Here is a 12,833-nt window from a genome sequence, read left to right on the forward strand (position 1 = left end):
GCGCTGGTGTTGGGCGTCAGGTGTCTTAACGCCGCGCCAGGTCAAACACCAGCACCTCGGCGTGGTGGCCCTCGTGCAGGGTCAGTGTGTTTTCGCCGTCCAGCAAGGCGCCATCGCCACCAGACAGCGCGATGCCGTTGACCTGCACCGCCCCTCGCGCCACGTGCACGTAGACCAGGCGTTCGGGGTTCAGCACTTGGATGGCGGTTTCGCTGCCATCCAGCAAGCCTGCCCAGATGGAGGCGTCGGCGTTCATGGTCACCGAGCCGTCCTCTCCCCGGCGCGAGGCAATGCGCACCAGGCGGCCCCGGCGGTCTGCGGACGGGAAGTGTTTTTGTGCGTAGCTGGGGCGGATGCCGGTGAACAGGGGCTTGATCCAGATCTGCAGGAAATGGGTGGGCTGGTCGGGCAGCGCATTGAATTCGCTGTGGCGCACGCCCCAGCCTGCGCTCATGCGCTGTACGTCGCCCGGGTGCAGGATGCCAGTGGGGGCCTCTGCCGGATCAGCCCCTGGTGCCCCCGAGGCCGCCGGGCCGCCAGGTTGTTGGCCGGTGCGTTCGTGCAGGTTGTCCTGGTGGGCCAGGGCGCCGTCGAGCACATAGCTCACGATCTCCATGTCGCGGTGCCCATGCGTGCCAAAGCCTTTGCCGGGCGCCACCGTGTCATCGTTGAGCACCAGCAGGTTGCCATGGCCCTGGTGGCGCAGGTCGAAGTAGTCGCCAAACGAAAAGCTGTGGGCGCTGTGCAGCCAGCCGGTGGAGGACCGGCCCCGTTCGGAGGAGGGGCGGACGGTGATCATGGGGATTTGTCTTTTGCGCACCCAGTGGTGACACTGCGTGAACTGTAGACGGCCTCGGCGCCGGCATAAACCCGGGGCGGGCAAACGGAGTGTTCTGGAATCGTGACCAATGCCCGCGCGGGGCGGCCGTGGCGCAACAGGGGTTGTGGAGGAGGAGTGTCGAACTACCGCCCCACAAACTGCGGGCTCTGGCGCTGGTGAAACGCTTCTACCCCAGCGCGGAAGTCTTCGGTGCCCGCGCAGTGCACAAAGGCGCCCTTTTCAGCGGCCAGTTGCTCTGGCAGCGTGTGGTCCATCGACGCGCGCATCAGGCGCTTCATCGCACCGTAGGCCAGTGTGGGGCCGCTGGCCAGGCGCTGGGCGAGGGCGGTGGTGGCACTGTCCAGCTCGGCGCCGGGCACCACGCGGTTGACGAGGCCCAGGCGCAGCGCATCGTCCGCGGTGAAGGCCTCGCCCAGTAACGCAATCTCCAGCGCTTGGCGCACGCCCACGATGCGCGGCAGCGCCCACGATGCACCCACGTCGCAGCTGGTGCCGAGGTTGATGTAGGCCAGGTTGAAGCGTGTGCCTTCTGCAGCGATCACGTAGTCGGCCATCAGCACCAGGCTCAAGCCCGCACCGGCGGCCGCGCCGTGCACCTGCGCGATGACGGGCGCGTTCATCTGTGCCAGCAACTGAAGGGCGGCATTGAGTGGCGTGAGGATGTCGATGGCGCCCTGCACCGGGTTAGCGCGCAGCGTGGCCAGGTCGCCCCCGGCCATGAAGCCCCGGCCGTTGCCACGCAGCACCACGGCCCGCACACCGGGGTCGGCAGCGATGGACTGCACGGCGGCGAGGAAGGCATTGGCCATGGGCACGTCGATGGCGTTGAGTGCCTCGGGCCGGTTGAAGCGCAGCGTGGCGATGGCGCCGTGGCGCTCCAGCAGCAGGGGCGGCTGTGGGGCGGGTGCGGACGGTGCGGTAGCGGCCGCTGCAGGGTCTGTGGCGGTATTTTTCATGTCAAATCCGCTTCAAGCGCTAGTGGATATTGCGCTATCAGCTCCTGTTTTGATATTAAGTGGGTCCCAATGCGCAAGCCCTGGGCTATTGGTACAGCGCCTCGATCTCGGCCGCATAGGTTTTGTAGATGCTCGCGCGGCGCACCTTCATGGTCGCTGTCACCTCGCCGTCGTCGTGGTCCAGCTCCTTGGTCAGCAGGTGGAACTTGCGGATCTGCGAGACCTGCGCGAGGCGCTGGTTGCCCTGGTTGATTTCGGCATCGATGAGGCCGCGCACCTCGGGGTGTTCCACCAGCGAGCGAAAGTGCGTGAACGGAATGCGCCGTGCCTCGGCCCATTTGCCCACGGTCTCGTAGTCGATCATCACCAGCGCGCCCACAAACTTGCGCGCCTCGGCGACGATGATGCATTCCTTGATGAAGGGGCTGCCCTTCATCGTGTTCTCGATCTCGGACGGCGTGAGGTTCTTGCCGCCGGCGGTGATCATGATGTCCTTGAGGCGGTCCACGATCTTGATCTGGCCTTGCTCTTCGCGCACCACGTCGCCCGTGTGCAGCCAGCCGTCGATGATGCTGCTGGCCGTGGCCTCGGGGTTCTTGTAGTAGCCCGCAAACACCATGTCGCCTCGCAATTGCAGCTCGCCGTTGTCCGCAATGCGGTGCTCCACACCCAGCGTGGGCACGCCCACGGTGCCCACCACCACATGGTCCAGACGGTGGCCCGTGACCATACCGGTGGATTCGGTCAGGCCATACACCTCGATGAGCGGCACGCCCAGCACGCGGAAGAAGCGCACCACGTCGGGCGGAATGGGTGCGGCGCCGGTGAGTGCCACATGGGCATTGCGCAGGCCAATGAAGTTCTGCAGCGCGCGGAACACCAGCCAGTAGCTGGCGGCATACGTGAGCTTGTCGGCAGTGCTCCAGGCACTGCGCGGCTTTTCGGCCAGGGGCTTGCAGGCGTTGTAGGCCTTGTGGAACAGCGCGCGGCGCAGGCCCCCCGTTTCCTGCAGCTTGATGTGGATGGCGGCGTGCAGCTTTTCCCAGATGCGCGGCACGCCCAGGAACATGGTGGGCGCGACTTCGCGCAGGTCTTCCTGCACGGTGCGGATGGATTCGCCAAAGTTCACCTGCGAGCCGATGTACACGGGCACAAAGCTGGTCAGCATCTGCTCGGCCACATGGCACAGCGGCAGGTACGACAGGTGGGTGGTGCCTTGCGACAACTCCAGCCGGTCCACGATGCCGGGCACCACACCCCGGATGTTGCGGTACGAAATCATCGCGCCCTTGGGCTTTCCGGTGGAGCCCGAGGTGTAGATCATCAGGCCCACATCGTCGAGCCGCTGGCGTGCCAGGGCATCGTCGATGACCGCCTGTTGGACCGACGCCGCGCCCAGCTGCTCCACCTCGTCAAAGGTGGTGATGAACTGGCGCACCTCGGGCGCAAAGCTGCGCAGGCCCTTGGTCTCCATGACCACGATCTTTTTCAGGCGCGGCAGCTCGGGCAGTGCGGCCAGCAGCTTGTCGGTCTGCTCCTGGTCTTCGCAGACCATGATCTCGATGTCGGCATGGCCCACCACATAGGCCACCTCGTTGGTGGGGCTGGTGGGGTACACACCCACCGTCACGGCGCCCACCAGGCCCGCGCCCATCTGGGCCAGCACCCATTCGATGCGGTTCTCCGAGATCACACCCACATGCCCGCCCGCAGGCAGGCCCAGCGCGCGCAGCCCCAGGCCGAAGTGGGTGGCGCGCTGGTGGTACTGCGCCCAGGTGAAGGGCTTCCATATGCCGAAGTCCTTTTGCCGGATGGCGATGCGCTGCGCATCGGTGCGCGCGCGCTCGCGCAGCATCTGGGGCAGGGTGAGGTCAGGGAGCGTCATGACAGCCATCTCTTGCGGCGCTTGTAGTGTTTGATGTCCTTGAAGCTCTTGGCCTCGCCACCACCGCCCATGCCGAGGTAGAACTCGCGCACATCGGGGTCGTTGGCCAGGCGCTCGGCCGTGCCGTCGATCACGATCTTGCCGTTCTCCATGATGTAGCCCCGGTGCGCCACGGCCAGCGCCACGGTGGCGTTCTGCTCCACCAGCAGCATGCTGGTGCCGCGTTCGGCATTGATGCGCGTGATGATGGTGAAGATGTCTTCGACCAGCTTCGGAGAAAGGCCCAGCGAGGGCTCGTCGAGCAGGATGAGCTGGGGCTGCGCGATGAGCGCGCGGCCAATGGCCAGCATCTGCTGCTCACCGCCCGATAGATAACCGGCCAGGCCCTTGCGCCGCTCGTGCAGGCGCGGGAAGTAGCTGTAGACCAGATCAAAGTCCGGCGTCGCATCCTTGCGCCCCGTGAGCGCATAGGTCGCTGCCACCAGGTTCTCTTCGACCGTGAGGTCTTCGAACACGCGGCGGCCTTCCATCACATGGCTCAGGCCGTTGCGCACCAGCTGCTGCGGTGCGAGGGCCGCTGTAGGCTGGCCGTTGAAGTGGATGCTGCCGCTCTCGACCACGCCATCCTCCAGCGCCAGCAGGCCCGAGATCGCCTTGAGCGTGGTGCTTTTGCCCGCCCCGTTGCTGCCCAGCAGCGCCACGATCTGCCCCCGTGGCACGGCCAGCGACAGGCCGCGCAGGGCCTGCACCACCTTGTTGTAGATGACCTCGATGTTGTTGACTTCGAGGACGTGGGCCGGGGTTGGCTGGGTCATGGCAACAGCAGGGTCAGAGCTTGATCCAGTCGGAGGCAGCCACCATTTTTTGCGCCTTCATGTCCGCGCGGTACACGCGGCCCACGGGGATGGAGTTGCCGCTGATGGTGATCGGCACACCAATCAGGCCACCCGTGTCGAAGTCCTTGATGGAGTTGAGCGCAGCCTTGAGGTTGGTACCGGTGAGCGGCTTGCCCGCATCCAGGCAGCGCTTGGCCGATTCGGTGAACAGCATGGCCGCCAGGAAGCCCTGGATGTAGGCCGTGCTCTGGTACTCGGGGCGCATGGCACGGATCTTCTCCAGCATGGGCGCCTTCTCGGTGTCGTAGTAGTAGCGGTAGGGCATCACGCCCATGAAGCCGTCGGCGGCCTCGCCCATCTTCATGACGGTGGAGCTGTCCATGGTCCAGAAGGTGCCCATCCATTTGCTGGTCATGCCCTGTTGCTTGCCCTGGGTGATGAACTCGGGGATGGGGGCGAGGATGTAGCCGTGGAAGATGGTGTAGTCGGGCGCTGCGCGGCGCAGCTTGATGACCTCGCCCGACACGTCCACGCTGCCGGCGGGCGTCATGATCTTGATCGGTACCGACAGGCCGAGCTTCTTGGCTTCGGCCTCGCTTTTCTCGATGGGGTCGCGGCCGAATTCCGAATCGGAATAGACGAAGGCTACCTTGGCGCCGGGCTTCTCTTTGGCGATGTGCTTGAGCAGGATGCCGAACATCTCGGTGTAGTCGGGGCCCACGAGGAACTGGTTGGGGTACTTCTTGGGGTCGTTGAGTTCGGTGGCAAACGACGCGCCGGCCATGAGGATGTTGCCGTTGCGGTCCAGCTCGGGATTGATGGTCTTGGAGAAGCCCGTGGAGTCGCCGTAGTACAGGTTCACCTTGTTCTGGCTGGTGATCTTCTTGAACGCCGCCACCGACACATCGACCTTGTAGCCCGTGTCCTCGGGCACGTACTTGACCTTGCGGCCCTTGATGCCGCCCGCGTCGTTGAGCATCTTCACGTAGTCGCCCATGCCCGCGTTGATGCCCACGCCCGCAAACGCGAACACGCCGGTGAGCGGGATGGAGCCGCCGATCACGATCTCTTCGGCGCCTTGGGCCAGCACCGACAGCGGGCTGGTGAGGGCTGCGGCGCCAGCGGCACCGAGCAGCAGGTGGCGGCGCTGGAGGGAAGTGTGTGGTGTGTCCATGTTGTCTCCTGAATGGATTAGTTGCGGAAAGGCCAGAGATGGAAAAAACGGCGGATGCGCCGCCACACTTCGGCCAGGCCATGGGGCTCGAAGACGAGGAAACCGATGATGAGCAGGCCAAAAATGACGGTGCGTACAGGCGAGAGGAACACGGTGAGTTCCGCACCCCCGGGCAGCAGGCCCACCACGAGCTTGAGCAATTCAGGAACCATGGTCATGAACACCGCGCCCAGGATGCCGCCCAGGATGGAGCCCATGCCACCGACGATGATGGCCGCGAGGAAGAAGATGGACATGAGCAGAGGAAAGCTCTCGGGCGTGACCACGCGAAAGAAATACGCCCACAGGCCCCCGGCCACGCCTGCATAGAACGACGACAGCCCAAACGACAGCAGCTTGTAGCGCAGCAGCGGTATGCCCAGCACCTCGGCCGAGATGTCGCGGTCGCGAATCGCGATGAAGGCACGGCCCACGCGCGTGCGAAACAGGTTGGCCGCGCCCAGGAGCATGAGGAGGGTGACTGGCACGATGAGCCAGTACAGCCGGAACGAGGTGTCGAGCGCCATGCCGAACAGCTTGGCGGGCGGCACGCTCAGGCCACCGGTGCCGCCGGTGAACTTCCAGTTGGCAAAGATGAAGTGCGCGATGAACGATGCGGCAATGGTGGCAATCGCCAGGTACAGCCCTTTCACGCGCAGCGAAGGAATGCCCACCACGATGCCGCCCAGCATGGCGACAAAGCCACCTGCCAGCAGGTTGAGCACAAAGGGCGTGCCCACCTTGGTTTCCAGCACGGCCACCGTGTAAGCCCCCAGGCCCATGAAGGCCGCCTGCCCCAGGCTGACGAGGCCCGTGTAGCCTGTGAGGATGTTGAGCCCCGTGGCACTGGCCACATTGATGCTGACCAGGCAGGCCAGGTAGAGCCAGTAGTCGCTGGCCATGAAGGGGAAAAGCACCAGCAGCGCAGCGCCCACGGCCAGCCACACTTTTTGCGTGCGCGAGTCGAACAGCGCCGCGTCGGCGATGTAGGTTTCCTTGAGGGTTCCGATGCGCATCAGAGTCTCTCTATCTCATGGGTGCCGAACAGGCCGTACGGCCGCACCAGCAGCACCGCCACCAGCACGATGAAGGTGGCCAGCAGCTTGTATTCGCCACCCAGGTAGGCCCCGGCCAGCGCCTCGATCAGGCCGATGAGGATGCCGCCGACGAGCGCGCCCAGCACACTGTCGAGCCCGCCCACGATGACCACCACCAGCACTGAAAGACCGAACACGCCCATGCTGGACGAGATGCCGCCAATTGAGCCAACGATGATCCCGGAGATGGCAGCCAGCATGGCCGAGGCCACCCAGGCCAGCGAGAACACGCGCGGCACGTTGATGCCCACCGAGTACGCGGCGGCCTGGTCGCTGGCCGTGGCGCGCAAGGCCACGCCGCCGCGCCAGAAGCGGAACACCACCAGCACTGCCGCGATGAACACGATGGCGATCACGGCGCCCCAGAACACCTTGGGTGCGAGGAATGCATCCCCCACCATGATGGGCTGCGTGGGCATGAAGTCGGGCAGGCGGCGCTGGTCGGCCGTCCAGATCATCTCGACCAGGCCCACGAGCACCGAGGCCAGGCCCACGGTGACCATGAAGACCGAGATCGGCGGTTCGCCCAGCAGCGGGCGGATCATGGTGCGCTCGATCACCGCGCCCAGCAGGCCCGTGCCCAGCACGGCGGCGGGGATGGCCAGCCACAGCGGCAGCGCGAACATCGACGCGAAGGTGAAGAACAGGTAGGCCCCCACCATCAGCAGCTCGCCAATGGCAATGTTGACCACGCGCGTGGCCTTGTAGACCATGACGAAAGCCAGTGCGGCCAGTGCGTAGAGCCCGCCACCGGCGATGCCGGTGAGGCTGATTTCAAACAGGTAGGCCCAATCCATCATGCGGCTCCCTGTGTGTTTGCAGATTGGCCACCAGCCCGCAGCCTGGCGCGCAGGTCGCCCACATCGCCCGCACCCAGGTAAGCGCGGATGACCTCGGGATCGGCTTGCACCACGGCGGGTGTGCCCTGTGCAATGACCTGGCCGAAGTTGAGCACCACCACGTGGTCCGACAGGTCCATCACCATGCCCATGTCGTGCTCCACCATCAGCACCGTCACGCCCCATTCCTCGCGCACGTCGAGGATGAAGCGCGCCATGTCTTCGGTCTCTTCGCGGTTCATGCCGGCCACGGGTTCGTCCAGCATCAGGATCTGCGGCTGCATGGCCAGCGCGCGGGCCATTTCCACGCGCTTTTGCAGGCCGTAGGGCAGGGCCGAAACGGGTGCGTGGCGGATGTGGTCGATTTCGAGGAAGTCGATGATGCGTTCCTCGATGTCACTGCGCAGCTCGGCTTCTTCGCGGCGCGCGCGGCCCAGGTAGAACAGGGCGTCGAGCACGTTCGTCTTGAGGTGTGCGTGGCGGCCGAGCTTGATGTTGTCCAGCACCGTCATGCCGCGAAACAGCGCGATGTTCTGAAAGCTGCGTCCCAGGCCCAGCTTGGCGCGCTGCGGTGCGGGCACTCGGGTGATGTCCTGCCCCTGAAAGCGGATCGAGCCCTGGCTGGGCCGGTAAAAGCCCGAGATGGTGTTGAACAGCGAGGTCTTGCCCGCACCGTTGGGGCCAATGACGGCGGTGATGGAGCCGGGCTGCACGTCAAAGCCTACGCCGGTCAGCGCCTTCACGCCACCGAACGCCAGGGTCACGCCCTGCACCTGCAGCAGGGGCGTGGCAGCAGCGGGGCCGGAAGGGGTTGTCTCCATTGGCTTTCTAATACGGGTTGACTGCAGCTTTTGACAGAAATTTCGATGGAACCCAGCGCAAATTTCCTACTTATGCGTAAACTGTTTACTCGCAAGTAGATTCTGGAAGCCGCGACCCTCATCAGCATCCGTACTTTCCCGAGGAACTGCCATCCATGCCCCACGCCAAAGTGGCAACCCGACGCCGCAGCGCCACCCCCACCGCCGCAGCGCCGTCTTCTGCACCCGCTGCCAAACAGGTCAAGCTGGCCAAGCCGGTCAAAAAAACCGCGAAGGTTGAGTCGGCCCCAGCCGCCCCTGCGCCAGCCCCGACCGCTGCGGCGTCTCCCTGGCCCCCGGTGTCGCACCGCGAGCGCCAGCGCGAGGCCAAACGCAATGCCGTGCTGCAGGCAGCGGCCCAGCTGTTCAACGAACGCGGCTTTCACGCCACCTCGCTCGACGACATCGCCGCGCGCCTGAACGTGACCAAGCCCACGCTGTACTACTACGTGAAGAACAAGGACGAGATCCTGCTGCAGTGCGTGAGCAAGGGGCTCACGATGATGCTGGAGGGGATTGACGCCTCGCGCGCTGCGGGCGGCAAGGCCATTGACCAGCTCATGACCTGCATGCAGGTGTACGCGCGCATCGTCACCATGGACTTCGGCATGTGCCTGATCCGCGTGGGGGACGAGCAGCTGCCCCCCGAAAGCCGCAAGGAACTGCGCCGCCTGAAGTCCGCCATCGACCAGGAATTCCGCCGCCTCGTGGCCGAGGGTGTGGCCGAGGGATCGCTGCAGCCCTGCGACCCGAAGATGACGGCCTTTGTGATTGCCGGTGCCCTGAGCTGGATCGGCCGCTGGTACCAGCCCGATGGCGAATACACGCCCGAGCAGGTGGCGCAGCAGTGCATTGCGACGCTGTGCGATGGGGTGCTGCGGCGGTCTGCGCAGGCCCCGGTTTCAGCCGCGGACACGGGGGCCGCGCCAGCGACCGCACCCCGCCGCAAAACGGCAGTTGGCAAGGTCAAGGCTCCAGCGCGTTTGGGTGGTGCCTGACGGGCCTTCCCATACAGATTTCAAAGAAAAACCGCTCCAAGCGCTAGTCGAACATGTGCGAGTAGCTATTGATTTGGTAGCGTCTTGCGCGGAATCCTGGGCGTGTGGTGTTCTGCCTGCCCCGCTGCCAGGTCGTCCAGGATGGGGCAGTCCGGCCGGTCGTTGCCCTGGCAGCAGGACACCAGCGTTTGCAGGCTGCGCTGCATGGCCTGCATCTGGGCGATGCGTTCGCTCAGGTCGTCGATGTGTTGTTGGGCGATGCGCTTGACCTGGCTGCTGGCGCGGCTGCGGTCGTGCCACAGGCCCAGCAGTTCGGCGATTTCTTCCATCGAAAAGCCCAGGTCGCGGCTGCGGCGGATGAAGTGCAGGGCGTGCACGTCGGCCTCGGTGTACTGGCGGTAGCCGCTGTCGGTGCGCGCCACGCCGTTGATGAGGCCCAGCGATTCGTAGTGCCGCACCATGCGCGCCGAGATGCCTGCGCGCTTGGCAGCGACGCCGATGGGCACAGGCCAGGCGATGGGGCGGGGTGCTGCGGCCTTGGCGCGCGTGGTCGGCGCGGCATCTGGGGAATGGGGCATGGTCATGGTGTGGCCCTCGCTGGGTGCGTGGTGGCGCGGCGCTCAGGCCGCGACGGTGTAGCCTTCTTCGGCAATGGCGGCGGCCAGGGCTTCGCGGGGGGCGGTGCTGTCCACGTCCACCTTGCCGCTGGCGCGGTCGATGCGCACCTGGGCGTCGGGGTCTACCTGCTGCACGGCCTGGGTGACGGCGCGTTCGCAGTGGCCACAGGTCATGCCCTGAACTTGGAAAGTAGTGGTGGTTGTCATGGGGTGTCCTCGGGTTGGTTTTCAAGAGGGCCGTTAAAGCGACCGAAGTGAATGTTGAAGCTTGACATCGTGGCAGAGTCAAACACCGCTCAAGACACTCATGATGTGAGGGTTGATCAATATCAATGCTTGACCTTGCCATCACGTCAAGGATCAGCATCCCGGCCATGAACACCATCACCACCCCCCTCAACACCGCGCCTGGGTCTGTGCACTCGCTGGACCTGGGCATTTCTGGCATGACCTGCGCAAGCTGCGTGGGCCGTGTGGAGCGCGCGCTGCGCAAGGTGCCGGGCGTGCAGGAGGCCTCGGTCAATCTGGCGACCGAGTCTGCGCGCATTGCCTTTGTCACGCAGGTAGGCGCTGACCCCGCGGCCATGGAGGCGGTCCTGCGCCGCGCGGTGCGCAATGCGGGCTACGAGCCGCGTGCGGCGGGGCAGGAGGATGCTCCGGAGGACTTGTCGCCCTGGGCCGGCTTTTTACCCGTGGGCATTGGCCTGCTGCTGTCGGCGCCGCTGGTGCTGCCCATGATCGGCGACCTGTTCGGCCAGCACTGGATGCTGCCCGCCTGGGTGCAGTTTGTGCTGGCCACGCCGGTGCAGTTCATCCTGGGGGCGCGGTTTTACAAGGCGGGCTGGCATGCGGCCAAGGCGCTGAGCGGCAACATGGACTTGCTGGTGGCGCTGGGCACCAGCGCGGGTTGGGGCCTGTCGATGTGGCTGTGGCTCACGGCGCCCTCAGACCACCCGGGGCATGTGCCGCACCTGTACTTCGAGGCGTCGGCCGTGGTGGTCACGCTGGTGCTGCTGGGCAAGTGGCTGGAGGCGCGCGCCAAGCGCCAGACCACGGCGGCCATCCGTGCGCTGCACGCGCTGCGGCCCGATGTGGTGCATTTGCTGACCAAGCAGGGCGAGGTGGATGTGCCGGTGTCCGAGGTGCTGGTGGGCGATCAATTGGTGGTGCGGCCTGGCGAGCGCATCCCCGTCGATGGCACGGTGCACGAGGGCCACACGCAGGTGGACGAATCCATGCTGACCGGTGAGCCCCTGCCGGTGGCGCGCGATGTGGGCGCGGCGCTGACGGGTGGATCGATCAATGGCGATGGACGCATCGTGATGGCGGTGACGGCCGTGGGCGCCGAGACGGTGCTGGCCCAGATCATTCGGCTGGTGGAAGACGCGCAGGCCGCCAAGGCGCCCATCCAGCGGCTGGTGGACCAGGTGTCGGCCATCTTCGTGCCGGTGGTGCTGGTGGTGGCGCTGGTGACCCTGGCGGGCTGGCTGGCCATGGGTGCGGGGCTGGAGGCGGCGCTGATCCACGCCGTGGCCGTGATGGTGATTGCCTGCCCCTGTGCGCTGGGGCTGGCCACGCCCGCGGCCATCATGGCGGGTACGGGCGTGGCGGCCAAACACGGCATCCTGATCAAGGACGTGCAGGCGCTGGAGCTGGCGCACAAGGTGGATACGGTGGCCTTTGACAAGACCGGCACGCTGACCGTGGGCCAGCCCCGGCTCACGGCGTTTGAGGTGGTGCCGGGTCTGGACGATACGGCGGTGATGGCGGCCGTGGCCGCAGTGCAAAGCGGTAGCGAACACCCCCTGGCGCGCGCGGTGGTGGCGGCTGCGGGCGAGCGGCAGATCCACGTGGCCACCGCGCAGGACGTGCGCGCCGTGCCCGGGCGCGGCACCGAGGGCGAGGTGGACGGCCAGAGCTACCTGGTGGGCAGCCTGCGCTGGATGCAGGAGCTGGGGGTGGGCCTGGGCCCGCTGTCAGACCGCGCGGAGGCGTTGCAGCGCGAAGGCGCCACGGTGTCGGCCGTGGCCCAGCGGGTCACGGAAGGGTTGGCGCTGCGGGCATTGATGGCCTTTGGCGACGAGCCCAAGCCGGGCGCGCGCGAAGCTTTGGCGGCGCTCAAGGCGCGCGGCATTCGCACCGTGATGGTGTCGGGCGACAACCGGGGCGCGGCCGAGGCCATGGCCCGGCGCCTGGGGCTGGACCCGGCCGCGGGCGAGGTGATGGCCGAGGTGTTGCCGGGCGACAAGGCGGCCAAGGTGGCTGCGTTGCAACAGGGCACCGATGGCAAGCACCATCATGTGGCGATGGTGGGCGACGGCGTTAACGATGCCCCCGCGCTGGCGGCGGCCGATGTGGGCATGGCCATGGGCAACGGGACTGATGTGGCCATGCACGCAGCGGGTATCACGCTGATGCGCGGTGACCCGATGCTGGTGGCGGCGGCGCTGGATATTTCGCACCGCACGGTGATGAAGATCCGCCAGAACCTGTTCTGGGCGTTTGCATACAACGTGGCGGGCATTCCGCTGGCGGCGCTGGGCTACCTGAACCCGGTGGTGGCGGGCGCGGCCATGGCGCTGAGTTCGGTCAGCGTGATGGCGAATGCCCTCTTACTCAAGCGGTGGCGCATGTGATAAATACGTACAGCACGGTCATCGATGTCTGGCAAACTGCAACGATTTGTTGCGA

The 12,833-nt window shown here is 66.0% G+C and carries 12 protein-coding genes; 2 read left to right on the forward strand and 10 right to left on the reverse strand.

Going from position 1 to position 12,833, the window contains the following annotated elements:
• Positions 1–25: 25 nt before the first annotated feature.
• From N4G42_RS00475 to N4G42_RS00510, 8 genes are all read right to left on the reverse strand, one after another.
• On the reverse strand, positions 26–799 hold the full coding sequence (locus N4G42_RS00475; RefSeq protein WP_260665747.1) for a pirin family protein: 774 nt from the start codon (positions 797–799) through the stop codon (positions 26–28).
• Positions 800–963: 164 nt separating this feature from the next.
• Complete coding sequence (locus tag N4G42_RS00480; protein WP_260665749.1) at positions 964–1,797, reverse strand: enoyl-CoA hydratase/isomerase family protein; 834 nt, start codon at positions 1,795–1,797, stop codon at positions 964–966.
• An 85-nt stretch (positions 1,798–1,882) separates the two neighbouring features.
• Positions 1,883–3,682: an AMP-dependent synthetase/ligase gene (locus N4G42_RS00485; RefSeq protein WP_260665750.1), complete on the reverse strand. Its 1,800-nt coding sequence runs from the start codon at positions 3,680–3,682 to the stop codon at positions 1,883–1,885.
• Positions 3,679–4,497 (reverse strand): ABC transporter ATP-binding protein, encoded by an 819-nt coding sequence (locus tag N4G42_RS00490; protein WP_260665751.1) that lies wholly within the window; start codon positions 4,495–4,497, stop codon positions 3,679–3,681. The genes N4G42_RS00485 and N4G42_RS00490 overlap by 4 nt, the downstream gene beginning before the upstream one ends.
• Positions 4,498–4,510: 13 nt before the next feature.
• A complete protein-coding gene (locus tag N4G42_RS00495; RefSeq protein WP_260665752.1) occupies positions 4,511–5,692 on the reverse strand; it encodes an ABC transporter substrate-binding protein in 1,182 nt (393 codons plus the stop codon).
• Positions 5,693–5,709: 17 nt separating this feature from the next.
• Entirely contained in the window at positions 5,710–6,747 is a 1,038-nt protein-coding gene (locus N4G42_RS00500) for a branched-chain amino acid ABC transporter permease (protein WP_260665753.1), read from the reverse strand.
• Positions 6,747–7,628 carry a branched-chain amino acid ABC transporter permease gene (locus tag N4G42_RS00505; RefSeq protein WP_056742493.1) on the reverse strand — a complete coding sequence of 294 codons (882 nt, stop codon included), beginning with the start codon at positions 7,626–7,628 and terminating at the stop codon, positions 6,747–6,749. Before N4G42_RS00505 ends, N4G42_RS00500 begins: the two co-directional genes overlap by 1 nt.
• A complete protein-coding gene (locus tag N4G42_RS00510; protein ID WP_260665755.1) occupies positions 7,625–8,488 on the reverse strand; it encodes an ABC transporter ATP-binding protein in 864 nt (287 codons plus the stop codon). Before N4G42_RS00510 ends, N4G42_RS00505 begins: the two co-directional genes overlap by 4 nt.
• A gap of 155 nt (positions 8,489–8,643) precedes the next feature.
• On the opposite strand from N4G42_RS00510, the gene N4G42_RS00515 reads away from it, so the two are divergent.
• Complete coding sequence (locus N4G42_RS00515) at positions 8,644–9,525, forward strand: TetR/AcrR family transcriptional regulator (RefSeq protein WP_260665756.1); 882 nt, start codon at positions 8,644–8,646, stop codon at positions 9,523–9,525.
• Between the two features lie 65 nt (positions 9,526–9,590).
• On the opposite strand, the gene cueR is transcribed toward N4G42_RS00515, so the two are convergent.
• Both cueR and N4G42_RS00525 read right to left on the reverse strand, forming a co-directional pair.
• Positions 9,591–10,109, reverse strand: coding sequence for a Cu(I)-responsive transcriptional regulator (cueR, locus tag N4G42_RS00520; protein WP_260665757.1), 519 nt, complete (start codon positions 10,107–10,109; stop codon positions 9,591–9,593).
• A gap of 36 nt (positions 10,110–10,145) precedes the next feature.
• Positions 10,146–10,349, reverse strand: coding sequence for a heavy-metal-associated domain-containing protein (locus tag N4G42_RS00525; RefSeq protein WP_260665758.1), 204 nt, complete (start codon positions 10,347–10,349; stop codon positions 10,146–10,148).
• A 167-nt stretch (positions 10,350–10,516) separates the two neighbouring features.
• Here N4G42_RS00525 and N4G42_RS00530 point away from each other — a divergent pair, with 167 nt between their 5' ends.
• Positions 10,517–12,778, forward strand: a complete 2,262-nt coding sequence (locus tag N4G42_RS00530; protein WP_260665759.1) for a cation-translocating P-type ATPase — start codon at positions 10,517–10,519, stop codon at positions 12,776–12,778.
• Positions 12,779–12,833 lie beyond the last annotated feature (55 nt).

The organism is Acidovorax sp. K2F (genome assembly GCF_025246485.1).
In the GTDB taxonomy this organism is placed as follows: Bacteria; Pseudomonadota; Gammaproteobacteria; order Burkholderiales; family Burkholderiaceae_C; genus Acidovorax; species Acidovorax delafieldii.

Coding starts and splice junctions, on each gene's coding strand:
- N4G42_RS00475 (WP_260665747.1), bottom strand. CDS start 799: ATGATCACCGTCCGCCCCTCCTCCGAACGGGGCCGGTCCTCCACCGGC.
- N4G42_RS00480 (WP_260665749.1), bottom strand. CDS start 1,797: ATGAAAAATACCGCCACAGACCCTGCAGCGGCCGCTACCGCACCGTCC.
- N4G42_RS00485 (WP_260665750.1), bottom strand. CDS start 3,682: ATGACGCTCCCTGACCTCACCCTGCCCCAGATGCTGCGCGAGCGCGCG.
- N4G42_RS00490 (WP_260665751.1), bottom strand. CDS start 4,497: ATGACCCAGCCAACCCCGGCCCACGTCCTCGAAGTCAACAACATCGAG.
- N4G42_RS00495 (WP_260665752.1), bottom strand. CDS start 5,692: ATGGACACACCACACACTTCCCTCCAGCGCCGCCACCTGCTGCTCGGT.
- N4G42_RS00500 (WP_260665753.1), bottom strand. CDS start 6,747: ATGCGCATCGGAACCCTCAAGGAAACCTACATCGCCGACGCGGCGCTG.
- N4G42_RS00505 (WP_056742493.1), bottom strand. CDS start 7,628: ATGATGGATTGGGCCTACCTGTTTGAAATCAGCCTCACCGGCATCGCC.
- N4G42_RS00510 (WP_260665755.1), bottom strand. CDS start 8,488: ATGGAGACAACCCCTTCCGGCCCCGCTGCTGCCACGCCCCTGCTGCAG.
- N4G42_RS00515 (WP_260665756.1), top strand. CDS start 8,644: ATGCCCCACGCCAAAGTGGCAACCCGACGCCGCAGCGCCACCCCCACC.
- cueR (WP_260665757.1), bottom strand. CDS start 10,109: ATGACCATGCCCCATTCCCCAGATGCCGCGCCGACCACGCGCGCCAAG.
- N4G42_RS00525 (WP_260665758.1), bottom strand. CDS start 10,349: ATGACAACCACCACTACTTTCCAAGTTCAGGGCATGACCTGTGGCCAC.
- N4G42_RS00530 (WP_260665759.1), top strand. CDS start 10,517: ATGAACACCATCACCACCCCCCTCAACACCGCGCCTGGGTCTGTGCAC.